At 59.9% G+C, this 22,625-nt stretch carries 19 protein-coding genes; 10 read left to right on the top strand and 9 right to left on the bottom strand.

What is annotated here, in order from left to right:
- Positions 1–16: 16 nt before the first annotated feature.
- On the bottom strand, positions 17–733 hold the full coding sequence (locus PAF17_RS12665; protein WP_271889470.1) for a DeoR/GlpR family DNA-binding transcription regulator: 717 nt from the start codon (positions 731–733) through the stop codon (positions 17–19).
- Positions 734–929: 196 nt separating this feature from the next.
- On the opposite strand from PAF17_RS12665, the gene PAF17_RS12660 reads away from it, so the two are divergent.
- The 8 genes from PAF17_RS12660 (at position 930) to PAF17_RS12625 (ending at position 10,998) form a co-directional block, all read left to right on the top strand.
- On the top strand, positions 930–1,976 hold the full coding sequence (locus PAF17_RS12660) for an autoinducer 2 ABC transporter substrate-binding protein (protein ID WP_271889469.1): 1,047 nt from the start codon (positions 930–932) through the stop codon (positions 1,974–1,976).
- A gap of 91 nt (positions 1,977–2,067) precedes the next feature.
- A complete protein-coding gene (locus tag PAF17_RS12655; RefSeq protein ID WP_271889468.1) occupies positions 2,068–3,564 on the top strand; it encodes a sugar ABC transporter ATP-binding protein in 1,497 nt (498 codons plus the stop codon).
- A gap of 10 nt (positions 3,565–3,574) precedes the next feature.
- The gene (locus PAF17_RS12650) at positions 3,575–4,552 is read left to right on the top strand and encodes an ABC transporter permease (RefSeq protein WP_271889467.1); all 978 of its coding nucleotides are present in this window, start codon (positions 3,575–3,577) and stop codon (positions 4,550–4,552) included.
- Between the two features lie 14 nt (positions 4,553–4,566).
- A complete protein-coding gene (locus PAF17_RS12645; protein WP_271889466.1) occupies positions 4,567–5,577 on the top strand; it encodes an ABC transporter permease in 1,011 nt (336 codons plus the stop codon).
- A complete protein-coding gene (locus tag PAF17_RS12640) occupies positions 5,574–6,686 on the top strand; it encodes an aldose 1-epimerase family protein (RefSeq protein WP_271889465.1) in 1,113 nt (370 codons plus the stop codon). The genes PAF17_RS12645 and PAF17_RS12640 overlap by 4 nt, the downstream gene beginning before the upstream one ends.
- A complete protein-coding gene (gene rbsK, locus PAF17_RS12635) occupies positions 6,686–7,636 on the top strand; it encodes a ribokinase (RefSeq protein ID WP_271889464.1) in 951 nt (316 codons plus the stop codon). Before PAF17_RS12640 ends, rbsK begins: the two co-directional genes overlap by 1 nt.
- A 10-nt stretch (positions 7,637–7,646) precedes the next feature.
- A complete protein-coding gene (gene deoC / locus PAF17_RS12630) occupies positions 7,647–8,606 on the top strand; it encodes a deoxyribose-phosphate aldolase (RefSeq protein ID WP_271889463.1) in 960 nt (319 codons plus the stop codon).
- Between the two features lie 10 nt (positions 8,607–8,616).
- On the top strand, positions 8,617–10,998 hold the full coding sequence (locus PAF17_RS12625; RefSeq protein WP_271889462.1) for an aldehyde dehydrogenase family protein: 2,382 nt from the start codon (positions 8,617–8,619) through the stop codon (positions 10,996–10,998).
- Here PAF17_RS12625 and PAF17_RS12620 read toward each other — a convergent pair.
- The 7 genes from PAF17_RS12620 to PAF17_RS12590 form a co-directional block, all read right to left on the bottom strand.
- A complete protein-coding gene (locus PAF17_RS12620; RefSeq protein ID WP_271889461.1) occupies positions 10,995–12,296 on the bottom strand; it encodes a glycerate kinase type-2 family protein in 1,302 nt (433 codons plus the stop codon). The two genes, PAF17_RS12625 and PAF17_RS12620, sit on opposite strands and share 4 nt — an antisense overlap.
- Before the next feature lie 4 nt (positions 12,297–12,300).
- Positions 12,301–12,987, bottom strand: coding sequence for a D-lyxose/D-mannose family sugar isomerase (locus PAF17_RS12615; RefSeq protein WP_271889460.1), 687 nt, complete (start codon positions 12,985–12,987; stop codon positions 12,301–12,303).
- Positions 12,984–14,270, bottom strand: coding sequence for an MGH1-like glycoside hydrolase domain-containing protein (locus tag PAF17_RS12610; RefSeq protein ID WP_271889459.1), 1,287 nt, complete (start codon positions 14,268–14,270; stop codon positions 12,984–12,986). The genes PAF17_RS12615 and PAF17_RS12610 overlap by 4 nt, the downstream gene beginning before the upstream one ends.
- An 11-nt stretch (positions 14,271–14,281) precedes the next feature.
- Complete coding sequence (locus PAF17_RS12605; RefSeq protein WP_271889458.1) at positions 14,282–15,328, bottom strand: ABC transporter ATP-binding protein; 1,047 nt, start codon at positions 15,326–15,328, stop codon at positions 14,282–14,284.
- A 9-nt stretch (positions 15,329–15,337) separates the two neighbouring features.
- Positions 15,338–16,171, bottom strand: coding sequence for a carbohydrate ABC transporter permease (locus PAF17_RS12600; protein ID WP_271889457.1), 834 nt, complete (start codon positions 16,169–16,171; stop codon positions 15,338–15,340).
- Positions 16,168–17,010, bottom strand: a complete 843-nt coding sequence (locus PAF17_RS12595) for a carbohydrate ABC transporter permease (RefSeq protein WP_271889456.1) — start codon at positions 17,008–17,010, stop codon at positions 16,168–16,170. The genes PAF17_RS12600 and PAF17_RS12595 overlap by 4 nt, the downstream gene beginning before the upstream one ends.
- 79 nt (positions 17,011–17,089) lie before the next feature.
- Positions 17,090–18,355 carry an ABC transporter substrate-binding protein gene (locus tag PAF17_RS12590; RefSeq protein ID WP_271889455.1) on the bottom strand — a complete coding sequence of 422 codons (1,266 nt, stop codon included), beginning with the start codon at positions 18,353–18,355 and terminating at the stop codon, positions 17,090–17,092.
- Between the two features lie 204 nt (positions 18,356–18,559).
- Between PAF17_RS12590 and PAF17_RS12585 the strand changes: the two genes are divergently transcribed.
- Both PAF17_RS12585 and PAF17_RS12580 read left to right on the top strand, forming a co-directional pair.
- Positions 18,560–19,579 carry a LacI family DNA-binding transcriptional regulator gene (locus tag PAF17_RS12585; protein ID WP_271889454.1) on the top strand — a complete coding sequence of 340 codons (1,020 nt, stop codon included), beginning with the start codon at positions 18,560–18,562 and terminating at the stop codon, positions 19,577–19,579.
- A 99-nt stretch (positions 19,580–19,678) separates the two neighbouring features.
- Positions 19,679–20,668 carry a Fic family protein gene (locus PAF17_RS12580; RefSeq protein ID WP_271889453.1) on the top strand — a complete coding sequence of 330 codons (990 nt, stop codon included), beginning with the start codon at positions 19,679–19,681 and terminating at the stop codon, positions 20,666–20,668.
- A 20-nt stretch (positions 20,669–20,688) separates the two neighbouring features.
- On the opposite strand, the gene PAF17_RS12575 is transcribed toward PAF17_RS12580, so the two are convergent.
- Entirely contained in the window at positions 20,689–22,620 is a 1,932-nt protein-coding gene (locus tag PAF17_RS12575) for a beta-galactosidase (protein ID WP_271889512.1), read from the bottom strand.
- Positions 22,621–22,625 lie beyond the last annotated feature (5 nt).

Raw genomic sequence — 22,625 nt, 5'->3', positions numbered from 1 at the left:
GGGAACACGAAGTCGGTCAGCCTGAACCGGGCTGGCCGATCCAGATCTCGAAATCACTCAGATCCCCGAAGGTCGCCGGGCGCGAACGCCCCAGCTTCGAAGGATCACAGACCAGGATACGCCTGTGCGACCGCCGGATGGCATGGCGCTTGACCGCGACCTCGTGGAAATGGAAACAGGTCACGCCTGCCCTTTCATGCACACCGGCGGCTGAAAAGAACCCTTTCGTGATATTTACTTCGGCCAGCATGTCCAACGCAGTCTGGGAACTGAAGCTGCCGCTTTCCGGGTGGTAATGACCGGCCAACAGAATAAGGCTGACGCCACGGCGCTTGGCTATTTCGTCGGCGATGTTCAGGGCCTGCGTCACCACGGTTACATTCGCATCTTCAGGAACCGCAGCGGCCAGATATTGCAATGTCGAACCGCAATCGATGAAAATCGTATCACCGGGTTCGATCAGCTTCGCGGCTTTCCTTGCCAGCCTCTGCTTTTCGCCGGCGTTGGTATCTTGCGCGCGCGACAGCGAATAGCGCTCACCCGCCCCTTCCGCGAACATGATATAGCCGCCCAGACAAAGCAGCCCGCTGTCCTGACCGCTCAAATCGCGGCGAATGGTGATTTCCGAGGTCTGCAATTGCCGCGCCGCCTCGCCGATATGGACAATGGCCCCAGAGGCGCACAGCTTCTTCATTTCCTCGACGCGCAGGCTGCGTCCCGATGGTCTGCCCACCTTACCTCTCCGACCTGACGTGCACGTTGCCAACCCTTCTTCGGACATGATCCGCGTGAAAGGGAAAAGTTTGGGTTGACTCGGCGCATCGTGTTTTGAATGAATACAAACATATTGAATCGATCTGATCAATATACACCGCGCAACCTGACGCCGATCACCCCGGACCAGAATCGCGCATGAGGAGGAGAAACGCATGAAAACGCTGCTGACATCGGCATCGCTGGCTTTGGCATGTCTGAGCGCACCCGCCATCGCCCAGGAAATCGTCGACACGTCCAAGATCAATCAGGACCTGATCGCAACCAAGGACGACCAGAAATATACCATCGCGACTGTGGTCAAGGTCGACGGAATCGCCTGGTTCGACCGGATGCGCGACGGGGTTGAACAGTTCAAGGACGAAACCGGCCATGACGTCTGGATGGTCGGGCCCAGCCAGGCGGACGCCGCCGCACAGGTGCAACTGGTCGAGAACCTGATCGCGCAAGGCGTCGATGCCATTGCAGTCGTGCCGTTTTCCGTCGAAGCCCTGGAACCGGTGCTGAAGAAGGCCCGCGAACGCGGAATCGTGGTGATCTCGCACGAGGCATCCAATCTCGAAAACACCGATTACGATCTGGAAGCCTTTGACAACCACGCCTATGGCGCGAACCTTATGAAAGAACTTGGCGCCTTCACGGGTGGAAAAGGCAAATATGTCACCACCGTCGGCTCACTGACCTCCAAGAGCCAGATGGAATGGATCGATGGCGCGGTTGCATATCAGGAAGAAAACTTCCCTGATATGGAAATGGTCGGTGACCGGCTGGAAACCTATGATGACGCTGCGACAGACTATACCAAACTGAAGGAAGCGATGACCACCTATCCCGACATCACGGGGATCCTGGGTGCGCCGATGCCGACTTCGGCAGGTGCGGGGCGCCTGATCGCGGAAAGCGGATTGAAGGACAAGGTGTTCTTTTCAGGAACCGGCCTGCCCTCGGTCGCGGGTGAATATCTGGCAAATGGCGATATCCAGTACATTCAGTTCTGGGACCCGGCGGTCGCAGGGTATGCGATGAACATGCTGGCTGTTGCTGCGCTTGAAGGAAAGCAGGACCAGATTGCCGCCGGACTGGACCTGGGTCTTGTGGGGTATGAATCCCTGATTGCGCCCGATGCCGAAAAACCCAACCTGCTTTATGGCGCTGGTTGGGTCGGCGTAACCGCCGAGAACATGGATCAATACGACTTCTGATCTTTCTGATGACGCGCGGGTCCGTCAGCCGGACCCGCCATCGCAGTGCCCCCCGTGAATGCGGTGCCTGCCACAACAACACGGAAGTTCCATGTCAGAACCCTTGATAGAACTGCGCAACATCAGCAAGCGTTTTGGCGGCGTGCGCGCCCTTGACGATGTGTCGATATCGATCAGGCCCGGCGAAATCCATTGTCTTGCCGGCGAGAACGGGTCTGGAAAGTCCACGATCATCAAGGTGATGTCCGGAATTTATCAGCCCGATGAAGGCGAAATCATTATTGATGGCACGCCAGTGACCCAGCTTGACCCGATCCAGGCGGTGCAAAAGGGCGTGCAGGTGATCTATCAGGATTTTTCGCTGTTTGGAAATCTTACCGTGGCCGAAAATCTCGCCCTCAACACCTATATTCTTGAAGGGCGTTCCCGGATGGATTGGCGCCGCGCAAGGCAAATGGCGCGCGACGTGCTGGAGCGTCTGGGGGTGCGCATCGATATCGATGCCGATGTCGAAACCTTGCCGACCTCTGGCAAGCAGATCGTGGCGATCGCCCGCGCCATTCTGGCCGAGGCCCGCCTTATCGTGATGGATGAGCCGACCACCGCCCTTACCCGCCACGAGGTGGATGCCCTGTTCGATATTGTGCGCGATCTCCAATCACATGGAATCGCGGTCCTGTTTGTCAGCCACAAGATGCGGGAAATGCTGGAAATATCCGAACGCCTGACCGTCTTTCGCAACGGCCGCAAAGTGGCCGAGGGCGATATGCGCGACTTTGACGAAGCATCGATCACCCATGCCATGACCGGGCTGGAACTGAATGATGAACCCTATCTGGCACAGCTGTCTTCGAACAAAGCGCCGGTTCTGCAGGTTTCGGGTTTGCGTGTTCCAGATAGCGTCTCGGATGTGGATCTGACGATCCGGCCGGGGGAAATCGTCGGCATATCGGGCCTGATCGGGTCCGGTCGCACGGAATTTGCGCGCGCGTTGTTCGGAATGGAGCCAGCCGCCAGCGGCCAGATCGTGATCAACGGCAAAGACCAGTTTCCACGTTCGGTCCAGCAGGCAATCGCTCTTGGGGTGGCATATGTCCCCGAAGATCGGCTGAGCGAGGGGCTGTTCCTGACGCAATCGATCGAACGCAATATGGTTGTCAGTATTCTGGAACGCCTGAGAAAAGGTCTGTTTCTTGATCATGCACGGATGCGCAACCGCACCGAGGAAATGTTTGACGCCATGCAGATCGCGGCACCGTCGGCGGATACGGCTGTCGGCAATCTGTCGGGCGGCAATGCCCAACGCGTGATGTTGGGCCGGTGGCTGTTGACCGGTGCGAAGATCCTGATCCTGAACGGGCCCACGGTCGGGGTCGATGTCGGATCAAAGGCCAAGATCCATCGGATCATCCGCGACCTGGCCCGGAACGAGGGGCTGGCGGTGATCATGATTTCCGACGATGTGCCCGAACTGGTGGGAAATTGCAGCAGCATCCATGTCATGCATGAAGGCCGCTTCGTTGCCGAATTGTCAGGTGCCGACATGACCGAGGCCGGCATCAACGACAGTCTGAAATCCCTGAACTGAGGCGGCCCGGATGAGAATATTTCAATCGACAGAAGCCGTAATCGCCCTGGTGCTGATTTTGGTGATGTTCGCAATCGGATTGGTCAATCCGGCATTCTGGGGGGTCAGCAACCTTTTCAGCCTTGCCAAATCCAATGTCGTCATCGGCATCATGGCGCTTGGGGTCTTGCTGATCATGATATCAGGCGGCATTGATGTCTCATTCCCGGCCATCTCGGTGGCGGCGCTTTACATCACCGTCCGCAGCATGGTGGCGCTTGGATATGACGGGGTAATGCTGCCCTTCATCGCGGCCTGCGTCATCGGCATGTCGCTTGGGGCGCTGAACGCGGTCATCATCGACAGATTCAAGATGATCCCGCTGATCGTCACTTTGGGGACGGCATCGATCATCCGGGGGCTGGTCCTTGGCCTGCTGGGCACATCAATCGTGAATATCAACAAGATGCCCAAGGAACTGATCGAGTTCGGCAAGCAGGATCTGGTCAGCGTAACCGCCCAGAACGGCGCAACCGTTGGTCTTACGGCAATGGTTCTGGTGTATCTGGCCATCGCGGTCGTGGTCCATCTGATGTTGAAATACACGATGATCGGGCGGTCGATCTATGCCTATGGGGGCGACGCGGAATCCGCACGCCGTGCAGGCATCAATACCCGCAGAACGATCTTTTTCGTTTATTGCACTGCGGGTCTTCTTGCCGGGTTTGCGGGCCTTCTGCACAGTTCGATGATCTGGCAGGCCAATCCGCGCGACTTTATCGGGCTGGAACTGGATGTGATTGCCGCGGTCGTCCTGGGCGGAGCATCGATATTTGGCGGACGCGGATCGGTGCTGGGCACGATGATCGGGGTGTTCACCCTGGTGATGGTCAAGAATTCGCTGATCCTGATGAAGGTCGACACGACCTGGCAACGGGTTGTCGTCGGGGTGATCATCATTGCGGCCACTGCGATCACCGCCTGGCGCGACCGCAAGAAACTGGTTTGAACGGGAGCAGACGCATGAGCACGAAATCCGCAGAACCCCGTTTGCTAGGTCGAATTCTTGGCCGAGACGCGGCGATCGCGCAGCTGATCATTGTCACGTTGGTGATCTTTGTGTTGATGACCGTTCTGAATTCAGGCCGGTTCCTCAGCTATTACAACTTTGAATCCATGACCTATCTGATGCCGGAACTGGGCATCCTGTGCATTGCCATGATGATCGCGATGCTGACCGGCGGGATCGATCTTTCCGTTGTTGCCATTGCAAATCTGGCCGCGATCACCGCCGGGGTTTATTTTCGCAACCCAATCGTGGCCGAAACGATGGGTGCGGGCGGTGCCGCGCTGATCCTGCACACCATTGCCGGTGTCATGATTGCCCTGATGGTTGGGTTGGCGGCGGGGTTGCTGAACGGCATCCTGATTTCCCGCCTGCGGATCATCCCCATTCTGGCAACGCTCGGCACCGGACAGGTCTTTGGCGGGCTGGCACTGGTTCTGACCGGCGGCCCGGCGATCGTCGGATACCCCCCCACCTGGAACTGGATCGGAACCGGCAAGCTGCTGGGGGTGGCGACGCCGTTCTGGATCATGATCATCGTGGCCAGCGTTGTCGCAATTTTGCTGCGCCGCACCAATCTGGGTGTCAATCTGATGCTGATCGGCACGAACGCACGCGCCGCAATTTTCGCCGGCATTCGCAGTAGCCGCATGATCCTTTACAGCTATGCGCTTTCCGGCGTGCTGGCGGCGATTGCGGGAATCTTGCTGTCGGGACGAACAAATTCGGCCAAGGCGGATTTCGGATCTTCCTATTTGTTGCAAGCGGTGCTGATCGCCGTATTGGGCGGCACCAACCCCGCTGGCGGCAAAGGCCGCGTGCTGGGGGTTCTTCTGGCCCTGCTGGCGCTGACCTTCCTGTCATCGGGGCTGCAGATGATGCGGGTGTCGAACTTTATGATCGATGCTGTCTGGGGTGGCTTTCTGGTGCTTGTAATCGCTATCAACTATCTGAGGTCCGCGAAATGAGCGATGATTTCGACGTCACGACAATACCGCTTGCGCCTGATCTTTTCCCCGCGGATGCCACAAGAACCCTGCTTCGGAACGCAGATTTCACCGTCGAGGCCTTTCGCTATATCACGGGCATCGAGGGTCTGAAGATCCGCAACCGGCGGGGCGAGATCGTGGCTTTGCCCTATCTTGGGCAAATGATCTGGAGCGCGACCTTCGATGGTCGGTCCCTTGGGATGGGCAATTCGTTTTCCGCCCCGCGTCACGGCGCCTCTATTCTGGAAGCCTATGGGGCGTTCGCCTATCACGCCGGATTGCTGCGCAACGGGACGCCGGGCCCCGAAGATTCACATCCGCTGCATGGTGAAATGCCCGTCGCCCGCATGGACAGCGCCTCGCTGCATTTGGGGCGCGACCGGTCGGGCACCTATATCGAGCTGCGCAGCCAATACGAATATGTCATGGGCTTTGGCGCACATTATCTGGCCAGTCCACGCATCCGTCTGGGGGCCGATCAAGGGGTGATGGACATCGAAATGCAGGTCGAAAACCTGTCTGCGCACCCCATGGAACTGATGTATATGCTGCACGCGAATTTCGACTTTGCCGCCGATGCACGCATTCATCAACCCGCGCCATTTGATCCCGAACACACGCGCGTGCGCGACACGGTGCCCGGTCATGTCACGCCATCGGCCGAGTTCACGGCCCTGCTTGCCGATCTGGCGCGAAACCCGGCGCGCATGGAATACCTGTCCGAACCCGAGATCTATAGCCCGGAACAGGTGTTCTACATCAAATCACCGGGCACGGATCAGGACGGAAACACCCGGCTTGCGATGGAATTTCCACAGGGCGATGCCGTCAGCGTTGCCTATTCAACCCGTGACTTTCCTCATTGCGTGCGTTGGATCCTGAATGATGGCGATGCGCAGGTGGCGGCTTTTGCCTTGCCATCGACCTGCGAACCCGAAGGGTACACCGCCGAGAAAGCCAAAGGTCATGTCAGGATGCTGGCCCCGAAAGAGATCGCTCGTTTTCCGGTCACGCTTGGCCACCTGAATCCAGCAGAGGCGGCCCGGACATTCGACCAGATCGCGACATTGCAAGGGGAGAAAAACTGATGGCCGACAACGGCACCGGACGTATCGCTGTGGTCGGATCGAACATGGTCGATCTGGTCACCTATACCAGCCGCATGCCTGCTCCGGGCGAAACCCTCGAAGCGCCCAGCTTTGAAATCGGTTGTGGTGGCAAAGGTGCAAATCAGGCCGTCGCAGCCGCATTGCTGGGATCATCCGTGGCAATGGTCAGCAAGGTCGGCGATGATATGTTCGGCGACAATACCATTGGGAACTTTGCAGCGCATGGCATCGACACCCGCCATGTCGCCAAGGTTCCCGGCATGACCTCAGGGGTCGCGCCGATCTTCGTCGAGCCATCCGGAGAAAACTCGATCCTGATCGTCAAGGGCGCCAACGCTACCTTGTCGCCGGCAGATGTCGACGCCGCCCAGGATGTTCTGGCAACCGCCGATCTGATCCTGATGCAGCTGGAAATCCCCCTTGAAACGGTGCGCCACACGGTCCGGCGCGCCGCCGAATGGGGCGTGCGCACGATCCTGAATCCGGCCCCTGCCAGCCCTGAATTGCAGGTCGGGGATCTGCGCGATCTCAGCTATCTGGTTCCCAATGAAACCGAACTGGCATTGCTGTCGGGGCAGCCAACGGACACCGAAGAACAGATCACCCAGGCGGCACGCAGCCTGATCGCGCAGGGTATCGGGACCGTGATCGTGACGCTTGGCGGACGCGGTGCGCGCCTGATCACCGCCGAAAATGTGACGCCCATCCCCGCCATCACCGTTTCACCTGTGGACACCACGGGCGCGGGCGATGCGTTTATTGGTGCTTTCGCGCATTTTCTGGCACGCTCGGGGCAAGCCGAAGATGCCTTGAAGCAGGCCGCGCGCTATGCCGCCTATTCGGTCACGCGCCGCGGCACACAGAAATCCTATGCAACTGCGGCAGAATTCGCACTCTTCTGCACGAAAACCGCCGCATCCGCGGACTGAGAGGAACGCAATGTCAGAAAACTGGGCACGCAATCCAGGCACCGCGCTGCAACGCGACAGGTTCGAGGACGTTAATATCAACCGGACTGCAGCCGAACGGCGGGCCGCGAACATCGCGTCCGGCCGCAGCGTCAAGAAACAGCACCAGGCCGCGTGGTTGCTGCGCGCCATTCAATGTATCGACCTGACGACGTTGGCGGGGGATGACACCCCGGGGCGGGTCCGGCGCCTGTGCGCCAAGGCACGTCAGCCAGTGCGCCACGACCTGTTGTCCGCAATGGATGTGCAGGATATCGGCATGACCACCGGCGCGGTTTGCGTCTATCCAACGATGGTGCGCCACGCAGTTCAGGCGTTGCAGGGATCAGGCATTCCCGTGGCCTCGGTGGCCACCGGGTTTCCGGCGGGTTTGACCCCCATGACGCAGCGTCTGGCCGAAATACATTACGCGGTCGACGAAGGTGCCGCTGAAATCGACATTGTCATCACCCGCGAGCATGTGCTGCTTGGCAACTGGCAGGCCCTGTATGACGAAATATGCGCCATGCGCGAAGCCTGCGGAGATGCCCATATGAAGGCCATCCTCGCCACAGGAGAGCTGGGCACCCTGACCAATGTCTATCGTGCGTCAATGGTCGCGATGCAGGCCGGATCGGATTTCATCAAGACCTCGACGGGCAAGGAACCGGTGAATGCCACCCTGCCCGTTTCATTGACCATGTTGCGCGCCATCCGCGATTACGGTGAACAGACCGGGCATCATGTCGGCTTCAAACCGGCCGGCGGATTACGCACCGCCAAGGACGCGATGGCCTGGCTTGCCCTGATGAAAGAGGAACTGGGCGCCCCCTGGTTGCGCCCCGACCTGTTCAGGATCGGGGCATCTTCGTTGCTTGCCGATATCGAGCGCCAGCTCGAACATCACGTCACCGGCCGCTATGCCAGCGCCGATCACCACGCTCTGAGCTGAGGCAAACCCGATGAACATCAAGGATATCATGGCTTCCATGGATTACGGACCCTCGCCCGAAGATCAAGGCGCCGCACAGGCCTGGCTCGATGCCCATGACCGCCGGTTGGGACATTTCATCAATGGCGCGTTTCAAGGGGCGGCAAGCGCAGATCTGGCCGTCGAAAACCCCGCTACGGGTGAAACCCTTGCCCATATTCCCCAAGCGGGACAGGCAGAGGTCGACGCCGCCGTCAAGGCCGCCAAGATCGCCTTCGGTCCCTGGTCGCGCAAATCGGGGTATGAACGCAGCCAGTTTCTATACGCAATGGCGCGCGGTCTGCAAAAGCGCGAGCGACTTTTCTCGGTTCTCGAGACGATGGATAACGGCAAGGCAATCCGCGAAAGCCGCACCGCCGATCTGCCGCTTGCGGTGCGCCATTTCTATCATCATGCCGGTTGGGCCGCGATGGCGGAAACCGAATTCTCGGGCCAACAGGCGCTTGGGGTGTGCGGCCAGATCATCCCGTGGAACTTTCCGCTGCTGATGCTGGCCTGGAAAGTCGCCCCCGCGCTGGCGGCCGGAAATACAGTCGTTCTGAAACCGGCAGATCTGACGCCCCTGACCTCGGTCGCCTTCGCGGAACTGCTTGTCGAGATCGGCTTGCCCAAAGGGGTCGTCAATATCGTGCAAGGAGGCGCGGAAACCGGTGCCCTGATCGTGCGCCACCCGGACATCGCCAAGATTGCCTTTACCGGATCGACAGCCGTGGGGCGTGAAATCCGCCGCGAAACCGCGGGTTCGGGAAAACGCCTGACGCTGGAGCTTGGCGGGAAATCTCCTTTCGTTATCTGCACCGATGCAGATCTGGATGCCGCGGTAGAAGGTGTTGTCGAAGGCGTCTGGTTCAACCAGGGCGAGGTGTGCTGCGCGGGATCAAGGCTGCTGGTCCAGGAGGGGATCGCCCCGCGTTTTCTGGACAAGCTGAGGGCGCGCGTGGAAAAGATCCGCGTCGGCGATCCATTGGACAAATCGACGGATATGGGGGCCATCGTATCCGCGCGCCAGAAATCACGCATCGAAAACCTGCTGGCCAATGCGTCCCGACAGGGCAACAGGCTTGAACAATCAAGCTGTGCCCTGCCCGAACAGGGGCATTTTGTTTCGCCGGGCTTCTTTGCCGATGCCGAGCCGGCATCTGAAATCTCGCAGGTCGAGATTTTCGGCCCGATCGCCGTCACGACCAGCTTTCGAACCATCGACGAAGCAGTCGATCTGGCCAACAATACGGGTTACGGCCTGTCGGCCTCGATCTGGTCCGAAAACATCAATGCCGCGACTGAACTGGCCGCGCGGATCAAGGCAGGGGTGGTCTGGATCAACGCCACCAATGTCTTTGACGCCAATGCTCCGTTTGGCGGCGTCAAGGAAAGCGGGTTCGGCCGGGAAGGCGCACGGGAAGGCATGCAAGCCTATCTCGAAGCCATTCCCACATCGCGCAGCAAACCCGCCAAGCCGGTCGATGTCGATTTCAGCCCCACACGGCTTGGCGAAGGCCCGCTCGATGACGCGCTTGACCGCACCATGAAAAACTATGTCGGTGGCAAACAGGCCCGTCCCGACGGGGGGGCAAGCTATGTGGTGCGGGACCACAAGAACCGGCCATTGGGCTTGGCACCGCTTTCGGCCAGAAAGGATATACGCAACGCCGTGGAGGCCGCGACCAAGGCCGGTGCCTGGGCCGCGAACGCCCATGGCAGGGCGCAGGTCCTGTTCTTTCTGGCTGAAAACATCGCCGCCCGCGCGTCAGAGCTGATCAGCCTTTTGCAAAACATGACCGGCACCGGGAAATCCGAAGCCGGTGCCGAAGTTCAAAAAACGCTGGAACGGTGTTTCTATTATGCCGGAATGGCGGATAAGGACGACGGCGCGATTCATGCCACCAAACCACGACATCTGACATTGGCGGTCAAGGAACCGATCGGCGTGGTCGGTGTGCTGGCATCCGACAATGCGCCGCTATTGGGTTTGATGTCGCTGATATTGCCCTTGATCGCTGCAGGAAACAGGGTCGTCGCCATACCATCGCCGGCGCATGCCTTGATCGCTCAGGCTCTGTATCAGATTTTCGACACCTCGGATTTGCCCGCCGGAGTCGTTAACCTGATCAGCGGTGATCGCGACGTGCTTGCCAAAACGCTGGCGGAACATGATGCGGTAGATGCGCTTTGGTATCACGGTTCTGCACCAGGTGCCGCCGCTGTCGAGGCCGGCGCGGCAGGAAATCTGAAACAGGTCTGGACCAATGCCGGCACCGCAACCGATTGGTTCGATGACAACGTTGCGCGCGGACGTCAATGGACGGACATGGCGACCCAGATCAAGACGATCTGGGTGCCATATGGTGCCTAGCTTTCGTCCTGATCCTGCCGTTCCGGCGGCAGGATCAGGAATGCCCGGAAATCATTGACATTGGTCAGGGTCGGACCGGTGACGACCTGCCCATTGATCTGACCGAAAAATCGGTGGGCGTCATTGTCTGCCAAGGCCGCCTGTGGCGAAACGCCCTTTGCTTGGGCCTGCGCCAGCGTGCACGGCCCCGCAACGGCGCCCGCGATTTCGGCAGCTCCGTCCACCCCATCGGTATCACAGGCCAGAACGAATATCCGCGGATGCCCCTGCAAGTTGATTGCGGCCGACAAAACAAATTCGGCATTGGGTCCACCCACCCCCGAACCGTTTCGGGTCACCGTCAGCTCTCCTCCGGACAGCAACAGAACAGGCGTGTCGGTCGCGCCCATGTTTGTGGCGATTTCCTGCGCCTGTGCGGCCTGATCTGCGGCGACATCGCGGGCTTCACCTTCAACCTGATCCCCCAGCAACCGCACCTCGATCCCATCGCGCCGGGCGGCATCGCGCGCGGCGGCCAGGGATTGCGACGGAGCTGCGACGATGACCGTGCTGGCAGCTTCAAGACGCGCCGATCCTGATGCCACGACCCCGCTATGGCCTTGGGTCAGCGCCCGTCGCGCAACATCGGGCAAGGGAATCTTCCACTGCTCGGCAATCGCAAGCGCCGCTTCCGGGGTACTGTCATCTCCCACCGTCGGGCCAGAGGCGATCATGGCCGGATCATCTCCGGGCACATCCGACATCAGCAGCGACAACATCGTTGCCGGATGGGCGGTTGCGGCCAGCTGTCCACCCTTGACCCGGCTAAGATGCTTGCGCAACAGATTCATCTGGGAAATAGGCGCACCGGATGCCAGCAAGGCATCGTTGATGGCGCGTTTCTGGTCCAGATCCAATCCGAAAGCCGGCGCGCACAGCAATGCCGATCCGCCCCCTGAAATCAGCGCAAGGACCAGATCATCGGGCGCCAGCCCCCGCAGCAGTTCAAGCATGTCGTTCGTGGCGTCCACCCCGGCCTGATCAGGCACCGGATGCGCAGCTTCGACAATGCGTATTCCGCGACAGGGCCGGCCATAGCCATATCGTGTAATGACTAGGCCTTCGCATTCACCGTAATGGGCCTCGACGGCCTCGGCCATGCGGGCGCTGGCCTTGCCGGCCCCGATGACGATCAGCCGCCCCTTTGGCCGCGGCGGAAGATGCGCGGGAACGACGCGCATCGGATCCGCTGTTTCAACCGCAAGGTCGAACAGGCCGCGCAAGTAGGATTCCGGATCATTGATCGGGGGCCGGTCCATCACGTCAGCTCAGCAGACGGGCATAATCGCTGACCAGAAGATGCGTGGGATCTTCGTCCTCTTCGATGGTCGAAAAACGCCCGATCGGCTCGCGGAAGATATTGTCAGCCTCATCGTCATTGACAGTCGAAACCTCGCCGATCAGCACATCGCCGCCCTCGCCCCAGAACGCGTGCCAATCGCCGGGGCGCAGGGTCACGCTTTCGCCTGGCGCAAGCTTCAGCTTCTCGCCCGGCGCATAGTCGCGCGCGATCCCATCACACCAGACCCGACCACCACGGTCTTCAGCAAAGTTGCCCTGATCGTCGCTGCCGAACAGCTCGATCACCAGGGTGGCGCCGCCGCGATTGATGATGTCTTCGGCCTTGATGACATGGGTATGCATGGGTGACAGTTGATCCTGACGAGAGATCAACAGCTTTTCCGCATAGCACATGCCCGTGCCGTTTTGCAGGTCAGACAGCAAACCGTTGCGCAACGTGAACAGGAACAGACCCATTTCGTCAAAATTCCCGGCCCCGTAATCGGTGATGTCCCAGCCGCAGCGGGCCTCTATGACGTGACGCGCCTGTGGGGCACGCGCGCGGAATTCATCGGGGCTCCAACGAGCGAAGGGCGGCAACACAAACCCGTATTCACGGATCATCTGGTCAGCTTGCGCCATGATGGCATTGATGCGGGAACGTTTCATGCGTCTGCCTTTTGTCCATTCAGGATTTCAAGAACCATCGCTGCAGTCCAGGTAAAGCGCCCACCGCCACATGGTTCTGCGGTAATGGGATCGTAATATTCCGCAAAACCCGACTCGGCAATCAGTCGAAGACTATCCGCATCAATTCGTTCTGCCATTTCCGCATGTTCGGCCAGACGGAAACCGTCAGCGATCAGATAGTTGACCACCAACCAGGCTGGCCCGCGCCAATATCGAAGTGCTTCGAAGGCCGCGGCGGCGGGGTCGTGGCTGGGCACCAGATACCCGCAACGCGATGCCAACTCTTCCACCCGCGTGGCCAAATGTGCGACGCGGGTTTTCGGCAGGCCGGCAAAGACAGTCAGAATACCCCCGACTGATGGGCTGTTCACCTGTTCGCTGATTGCCCTGTCAAAGCACAGATACTGCCCCAGATCCGCATTCCACAGGCTGTTCAGCGCAGCGCGACCACGCTGAGCATAGGTGCGGTTTCGAACCGCCAGCTCGGCTTCGCCCAATTCCTCGGCCACATTCGCCAATTCGTCGCAGGCCCGGATCAGGATGGCGTTAAAGCCGGGATCCACGACACGAAACGGCGAGGCATCATGCAGCCTTTCGGTGTCCCAACCCAGGCTGCGGAAATGCTGCACCAACCAGATATATCGATCATACTGGGCCTGGGTCGGCCGGTGATCGGGATTGGCGTGCAAGATGTCCTGGCGCGTAAAGGGTTCCAGCCCGTCGGTCGGCACACGCGCCAGCGCGGCGTCCCAATCAATCGAATTGTCGCGCCCGGATTCCCAAGGGTGGATGATCGCGACAAGGCCCGTCGCTTCGGGGTCGCGCGTCCGATAGAACCAGTCATGCCAGGCCGAAATTCTGGGCAACAGCTTTCGCACCGAACGGGTTGCCAACGCACGATCCTTGGCACGTGCAAACAACCGCGCCATCGCAAAACCTGCGACCGCCGGCTGGGTGATGCCCGTTGTTGGCACGGGCCGCCCCGTGCGCCAGACATCCGGGCCGGGGAAATAGCTATCACTTTCTTCGTGGAAGATGATGTGGGGCACCATTCCGCAAGGCCATTGATGCGCCATCAGTGTTTCAATCTCGGCCCAGGCACGCGCTTCATCGAAATGTGCCTGCCCCAGAGCGGTCAGGCAACTGTCCCAGTTCCATTGATACGGATACAGCCCCTTGGTCGGAACCGTATAGCTGCCACGGTCGTTTTCGGTCACGATCTCGATGGCGCGGGCGATCAGTTGATCGGCATTTTCAGGCATGTTGGTCATCTTTATTGGACCGAAAGGCCGGTTTCCTTGTCAAACCAGCGCACACGGTCAGCCATGGGGGCCAGGCTTAGCCTGTCGCCCGGATTAACGCGGGAATCGCTGTCGATCACCGCGCGGAACGAGGCGCCATCGACATCACAGGTCACCAATGTGTGGGCGCCAAGCGGTTCAACGACGCGAATGGTTGCGGCCAGTCCCTGCCCGGGCTCGGCAAGGGTCAGATCCTCGGGGCGAATCGCGTAATCGATCCGGGTATCTGTGTCCGGCCCCGCTACATCGGTTCCCGCGACGCGATAGCGCCCTGACCCGACCTTTTCCGCCGGCAGGAAATTCATGGGCGGATTGCCGATGAACCCGGCGACAAAACGTGCGGCCGGGTTGCGATACACTTCGACGGGGTCGGCGGATTGCACGATATGCCCGCCATTCATGACAGAAATCCTGTCGGCCAGGCTCATCGCTTCGACCTGATCATGGGTCACATAGATTGCTGTCGTCTTGGATTCAGCCAGCACCCCTTTCAGTTCCGAACGCATTTCAAGACGCAAGAGCGCGTCCAGATTGGACAATGGCTCATCCATCAGGATCACCTCCGGTTCCATGGCCAGCGCGCGGGCAACTGCCACACGTTGACGTTGCCCCCCCGACAGCTGACCCGAATACCGCTTGAGCAACTGTTCGATATGCATCAGCTCAGCGCAGCGGTGCACGCGGCGCTGCACCTCGGCCTGTGGCATTTTCTGCATCCGCAACCCGAAGGCGATGTTCTCGAACACGGTCAGATGCGGAAAGACGGCATAGTTCTGGAACACCATGGCGATGCCGCGTTCCTTCGGCGGCAGGTGGTCAACGCGCCGCCCGCCAATCCACACCTCGCCCTTGGTCGGGGTCTCAAGTCCGGCAATGATGCGCAGCAATGTGGTCTTGCCACATCCCGAGGCACCCAAAAGCACCATGAATTCGCGGTCGGAAATGGTCATGTCGACAGAGTGCAGGGCGGTAAAGGCCCCGAATGACTTGGCGACGCCCTTGATCTGGATCTCGGCCATGTTCGGCTCCTATCGGTTTGCTATGCCCCACATCGCGAACAGGTATTTCCTGACTGCGAAGATGAAGATGAGGGCGGGAAGGACAAGCGCGGCGGCACCGGCAAATTTTAGGTGCAGCGGGGACCAGTCCAGCGATTGCATGAGAAAGGCGGTAAGGGTACGGTTCTTGATCGTCAGCACGGCGGCCGCGAAAACCTCGTTCCAGGAAATCACGAAGGCAAAGACCGCGCTGGCGGCGATGCCGGGGGCCGCCAGGGGCAGCACAACCTTGCGAAACGCCTGAAAACGCGTGCAACCCAGTGTGAAAGCGGCTTCTTCCAGTTCGAAGGGAATACCCGAGAACAGCGAATAGGTGATCAGCACGGCAAATGGCAGCGCAAGTGTCGTATGGACCAGCGCCAATCCAAGCACCGAGTCATCAAGGCCGACGCGCAGGAACATGACCGCCAGGGGCAGCGCCAACAAGGGCAGCGGGAAGGCCCGCGTCATGACCACAAGAAAGCGAAAGACCTCCTTGCCGGGAAAATCGAACCGCGACAGTGCATATCCGGCCGGGGCACCAAAGCCGATCGACAGGATCATGGTGACGACCGCGACCCGGATCGAATTCCACAGCGCGTTCAGAACCCCCTCGAATTCAAGGAAAAAGCGCAGTGACGACAAATCGAAAGACGGGATGAACGACTTGGGGAATCCGTTCACTTCTTCGGGTGTGGACAGCGCATTGACCATCAATAGATAGATCGGCAGTAGCGTCCAGACGCAAAGCAGCACGATCCCGCTGACAAAGACCCAGCGGCCAGCCTTGCGGACCGAGGGCGCGACAGTGGCGGTATCGCTCATGTCCGTGCCTCCTTTGGGACGTGCAATGCACGCAGAATGATCAGGGTGAACAGAACCGAAACCGCCAGGATCACCATGGCATAGGCTGCGGCAACTCCACGGTCCTGCAAGTTGAACTGCCAGTTGAAGGTTTCACTCATCAGCACTGGCATCTGGGTGCCGCCCAAGGCAATGACCACTGCAAACACCTCGAACGCCAGAATAACCCGCAAGATCAGCGCCGTTTGCAGTGACGGGCGCAGCATCGGCAACGTGACCTTGTAGAACCGCTGCCAGCGCGTGGCACCAAACACCTCGGCTGCCTCGCCATATTCTCGCGGGATCAGTCCCAGCCCCGCGACGATGATCACCATCATGATGGCGGTCGCACGCCAGACCTCGGCCAGAACGATAGCAAACAGGATGATCCAGGGCGATTGATAGCTGAGGTAAAGGATCGGCTGTTCGATCAGGCCAAGCCCCACCAACATGCTGTTCAGGAACCCGGATTGCTCGAAGATGGACAGCCAGATAAGACCGGCGGCCAGATCCGAAATCCCCAGAGGAATTGCAAAGATATACAGGATCGCGCTGCGGCCCTTTTGCAACTTTTGCACGACCGTTGCCATTGTCAGCGACATCACAAGCTGGATCGGCACCACCAGCGCAGCGAGCAGCATCGTGTTCTTGAAGGCTTCGCCGAACTTCCAGTGGCTTGTCGCCTTCTGGAAATTGGCAAGGCTCCATTCCCCGTTCGAGGTCACGCTCTCTATGGCGACCTGCGTAAAGGGATACAGAAAAAAGATGATCAGAAACACTGTTGCCGGCAGCAACAGCAAATACGGTAGATAGCGCGGCATGATGACCCCGTGATGTCAGGCTGGCTGGGTTTCGGGTTGTCGGGCGCGGCCGGTCAGGGCCGCGCCGCCGGTCCGGAGATCAGTTGACCGGGCAAGCCCCCTGGGAAGGCGCGTCCGGCAGCCAACAAGGTGCCTCGGCCTGGTTCATCAGCGCGCGCAGGGCCTCGGCCTGTTGTTCAAGGGTCGGGCGAATGTCGCGACCGGCCAGAACGATCTGCTCGAACGTGTCGACATAGACTTGATTGAACTGACCGTTCAGATCCCCCATCCCCATCGGCAGCAAGACCGGCAGCGCATCTTCGGCCGATGTCATCGCCTCGATCGCCGGACCGGAGGCCTTGACCGATGCCGGAACATCTTCAGGCAGATCCACCGCAACCACCGGATAGAAATTGGTTGCGCGGAGGGTCGCGATCTGGGTTTCCGGCTTCAGCATGTATTCGATCAATGCCTTGGCCTCATCCTTGTCCGGCGCGGTTTCGGGCACACCCATCCCCGCGACCACGGTCATGAAACCACGGCCTTTCGGTCCCGAGGGAACGGGGAAGGCAACGAAATCATCTGGCCGCGAATTGAACGCCTCGGAAATCCGGGCAATATGATCAAAGGTCAGCCAGACTTCGTCATTGACCAGTTGCTCCTGCATGAAATTGTAGTTGGTCGAGGCAGGATTGGTATACTGCCACAGGTCGCGGAACTTGCCCCAGGCCTCTTCCGCTTCGGCCGAGCGGAATTCCGTCACGGTCGAGCCGGAATAGCTGGGCAGCAGGAACCCTTGGAAAAACCGGTGTTTCAGCCCCTTGGGGCCAGCCGGAAAGCCGAACTTGGGTGATCCCTCGCCTTCCGCCATCGCCCTGGACCATTCGATCAGCTGATCATAGCTCAGCGCATTCAGATCAGCCCCCTCGGGCAGATAGTCCAACGCCTTCTTGTTGGCGACCATCAGGAAGGTGGCCTGCATCCAGGGAATGTATTTTTGTTGATCGGTTTCCAGCTTGCCGAATGCGGCAAGATCAGCCGGAATTGCCGAAATATCAATATCGCCCAAATCCGACAGCCCACCCCGAACCGCCGTCAGGTCGCCATGCAGGCCGCCCAGAATGCCCACCGCACCCGAACCCGCCGACAGCTCGGCCTGGGCGCGGGTCAGCCATGGGCCGGTTTCCGGCGCCTGATAATCAACGCCCGGCTCAAAACCCGCGACCACCTCGTCGCGCATCTTCTGGGTTTCCTCAACCGGCTGAGCCTGCGTGGACCAGAACAGAACCTCGGCCTGGGCGGAAACCGCGCCAAAGGTCAGCGCCAGTCCCGAAACAGCGCCAAGAAATGTCTTGAATGAAGTCATCTTCTTCCTCCCAAGCGGCCATATGCCGCAACAGTCACGATCACCGCCCCCTTTGCCCCGAGCAGCGATTCCCATGCCTTTAAGCATGGTATAACGTTATACCACTGTCAAATACTTTCATTGTTGGATATTCGTCAGGATAACCGCTAGTATTGACCGAAAATTTCGCTCACGGTGATAGAACGATAAATCTGCTGGACAAGAATGAAGAAACCGACGCTCAGATCTGTTGCCGCCGAAGCTGCCGTGTCGGTTGCCACCGCCAGCCAGGTTCTGCGCGGCGTTGGGCGTATCTCGGAAGAGACACGTGAAAAGGTCCTGAATGCCGCGCAACGTCTGAACTATGTCCCGGACGGTCGGGCTGCATCGATGCGTTCGGGCGAGGTTCGCGAAGTGGGGTTGCTGGTTCACCATGTGTCAAACCCGTTCAACGCCGAAGTGGTCAGCGGCGTGACCGATTATCTGGACAGTCAGGGGTATCTGGCATCGGTTCTTGATAGCCGGGACGACGCCACGCGCCAGCGCCGACAGATCGAACTGCTGGTTCGCAACACCCGCGCCGGTCTGATGTGGGTGCCCGCACTGGACACGCCCCCGGAAACCGTGGCCCTGTTGCGTGCCCATGCTGTGCCGAATGTCACCTTTCTGCGCCACGCGCCCAATCATGCCGCGGATCACGTAGGTGTGCACAACAGCGCCGCTACGCGCATCGCCACCGCCCATCTTGCCGATCTGGGACATCGCCACATCGCTTATCTGGGCGGCAATCTTGACGTGGAATCCCGCCGCGACCGCATTGCCGGATATCGCGAGATCATGACCCAGCGCGGCTTGGCCGCGCAAATTGTCTGGCCATGCGAGGATAGCCGCAAGGCAGGAATGGTCGCCTTTCAACAGCTCCACCGCGAGCACCCCGAGATCACGGCGATTGTGTGCAACGGCGACATGATCGCCCTTGGGGCGTCACTGGCCCTTTCCCGGGCCGGGCTGCGGCCGGGCGAGGATATTTCCATCGTCGGCTTTGACGGCATCGAAGAAGCCGCGTTGGCAGCCGTGCCCTTGACCACAATTTCGATCCGGCCCTATTCACTGGGCCAGACCCTTGCCGAAACATTGATCCGCCGCATTCGCGCACCCATGGCGCAATATGCGGAATTGCTGGTGCATGGAGAACTGACCCAGGGCGCCACAAGCTGTGCGGTCAGGGAACATCCTGCCGCCTGAGGTCAGGCGGAGATATTGATAACCCACAAATCAGTGAGGCATTTCGCTTGCCCGCAAAACCGCTATCATGTCGGTCGCCAAAATGACCGATCGGACCTGATGGATCACGACACCCCGCCCTTCGCGCCACCGCTTCCACTTGCGCAGCATCAAGATGCGGTGCCCGCCACGCCATGGTTTTCTGCGCAGGCAAGATGTGCAACTCAGCTTGCAGCGGCAGCATTGGCGGTTGGGCGCCTGGATGCGCTGATCAGCGAAATGTCCGCCGCAAATCGCGCCGGTGCGATCCGCCGCCTCGCCCTTACGGAAGTCGAGGCGATGCTATGGGCGCAAGGCAGCCCGGTACGGCGCGAAGAGATCGGCCGTGACATCATGCAGGCACGGGTGGATACCGATCTGGACGCCATGCATCTGGCAAGATGGGCCTTGCGGCGGCTTGAAGGGCAAGGACGGCTAGAGGACATTCGCGATTTCCTCGGATTGCGAAAATCCGAAGTCAGCCGTCTGACCGAGGCAATGGCGCTGCGCCCCGCCGGGGAAGAACTGGACGAGGCCGCGCATGAATTTTCCGAAAAGCTTGCGGAATTTACCGAATTACATCCTTTGGCCCGATCACCGGTGACACGAATCCTGTGGCGATTGGCCGATCTGTCCCCGACAGATGACCTGACCGAAGCGGCGGTCTGGACAGGGCGGGCGATGGCCGAATGCTGTGAAACGCTGAGCTTCGTACCGCTTGGGCGACATGGCCGCAGGGTTTGGATCGATGGCGGCGACCCTGATGACAGGTTGTTGCGCCACCTTTCCGCCGTTACTGAAGGCGCCGCCGAAGCAAGACAACAGCTGCAACGCGTCAACAGCTGGGCAAGAACGGCGGCCGAGCGCACGGACCGCATCAAGGGCAGCAATCCCCTGCGCGTCATTCACGCTTTGGCCGCGCAACCCCTGATGACCACGGCGATGGTCGAAGAACATGCCGGCATCAGCCGTGACACCGCCGAACGTCTGCTGGGCAGGTTTTTGGCAATGGGTCTTGTCCGCGAGGTCACCGGAACCAAGCGCTTCCGGCTCTGGACGGCCGCCGCATGATGGCAGCCGCCATCACGTAATCAGGCCCACAGCTTTTGGCGCAGAACCCCGCAGGCGGGCAGATGCCCCACCCCGTCAAGATCAATGGGTTCCAGATTGTAATTGAACCAGAAACGTTCAGCCGCCGTGTCGCGACAACGCACCCCATCGGACAAGTTGGCACAAGGAAGATCGGCGCGTTCACACAAGATGGCGACCAACCGATCCAGCGCGGCCCGATCTCCGCACGCCCCCATATAGATCAGGTTGCCTTCTTCGATGGCAACGGCGCGCCCCAGTTCATCTGACAACAACGCCGGCGCGGAACTGTCCAGATGTTCACGATATCCCAGTATACATCCGCCACCGTCAATCGCCTCGGGCATATCAGGTCGCAGGCTTTCGCATCGGCTGACGGTGACATCAAACCCCGGCATCGCGGGCGGCAGCGGCACCGGTATCGACATATGGGCATCACGCGCTCCGCTACGCGGCCCAAGCAATACGGTCGCATCGCTGCCCTTCAATGCCTCTTTCAATGCCGGGGGCGTATGCATCAAACCCGGTGCGAGAACCAGCCGATATCCCTCGATCGCATCGACCTCGGGGGGGACAATATCGACCGAAAGGCCGGCGCGGCGCAACGCCCGATAATGATCCAGCACAAGCCCGAAATAGGACAAACCCTTGCCATGAGGCTGCACGTCCCACGCCCATTCCGCATCATAGTCAAAGATCAACGCCACTGAAGCCGAAGAAGGCTGTACCCGGGCGGCCTCGGCGATCTCGGCGGCGACCTGACGTATCTCGGGCAGCGCCTCGGCCTCGGCATTGTCTGGACGCAACAGGCCGGCATGCATCTGTTCCTGCGCGAAAGGGGCCTGCCTCCAACGGAAGAAACAGACGGCCTCGGCGCCATGTGCAAACGCCTCCCAGGTCCACAGACGCACCATTCCGGGCGCAGGCGCCGGATTGTATGGTGCCCAGTTCACCGGTCCGGGCTGCTGTTCCATCACCCACCAACGGCCACGTCCGACCGCCCGGTAAAGGTCGTGATGAAACGCCTGAAAATCCGGATCCCCTTGACGCGCGAACCGGCGCTGCATCTCGGCCGTGGCACCGACGCGATCTTCCAGAAACCCCAGCGGATAGCTGTCCCAGGTCGCGATATCCAGATCCGCCCCGACCTTGTAGTGATCAAACTCGGTCACGCGCCCCATATAGTTGTGTGAAATCGGCGCATCGGAATGCTGGCGGATGATCTGTGCCTGCATCTGATTGTAGCTGGCCACCTGATCGGAACTGAACCGCCTGAACGCAAGCGCATGTGCAGGGTTCGGTTCGGTGACCGTCAGGTTGGGCAGGTCGATATCGTCAAAATCGTCATATTCCATCGACCAGAAGATATTGCCCCACGCCCGGTTCAGCGCGCCGATGTCTCCGTCGTTGCGATCTGGCGCGGCAAAGCGTGCGCGCAACCAGTCGCGAAATGCCCGGCGCGCCGCTTCCGAATAGGACAGGACGGTATCGTGGCATCCGTATTCATTGTCCGTCTGCCATGCCCCGACATGGGGGCTGCGCCCGTATCGGCGTACAAATTCGGTGACAATCCGGGCCGATTCCTCGCGATAGCCTTGATGGCTGAAACAGTAATGTCGGCGCGACCCGAATTTCCGGGGCCTGCCATCCGCATCAACGGCCAGCATGTCCGGATGTCGATCGAGGACCCATTTCGGAGGCGTCGCCGTAGGCGTTCCCAATACGACACGCAAGCCATGCGCGCCCAGCACCTCGATCGCCCGATCCAGCCATTCCCAATCAAATTGCCCCGGCCTTGGCTCGATCCGTGACCAGGCAAATTCCCCGATACGCACCCATTTCAACCCAAGATCCGACATGCGGCGGGCATCTTCGGCCCATTGCTCTTGCGGCCAGTGTTCGGGATAGTAGCAAACCCCCAGCTCTCTGTTCATCATGG

This window comes from Paracoccus onchidii (assembly GCF_028294535.1).
Lineage (GTDB): Bacteria > Pseudomonadota > Alphaproteobacteria > Rhodobacterales > Rhodobacteraceae > Paracoccus > Paracoccus onchidii.
Note: the sequence above shows the minus strand (reverse complement) of the source record. Positions and strands in the feature narration are given on the sequence as shown.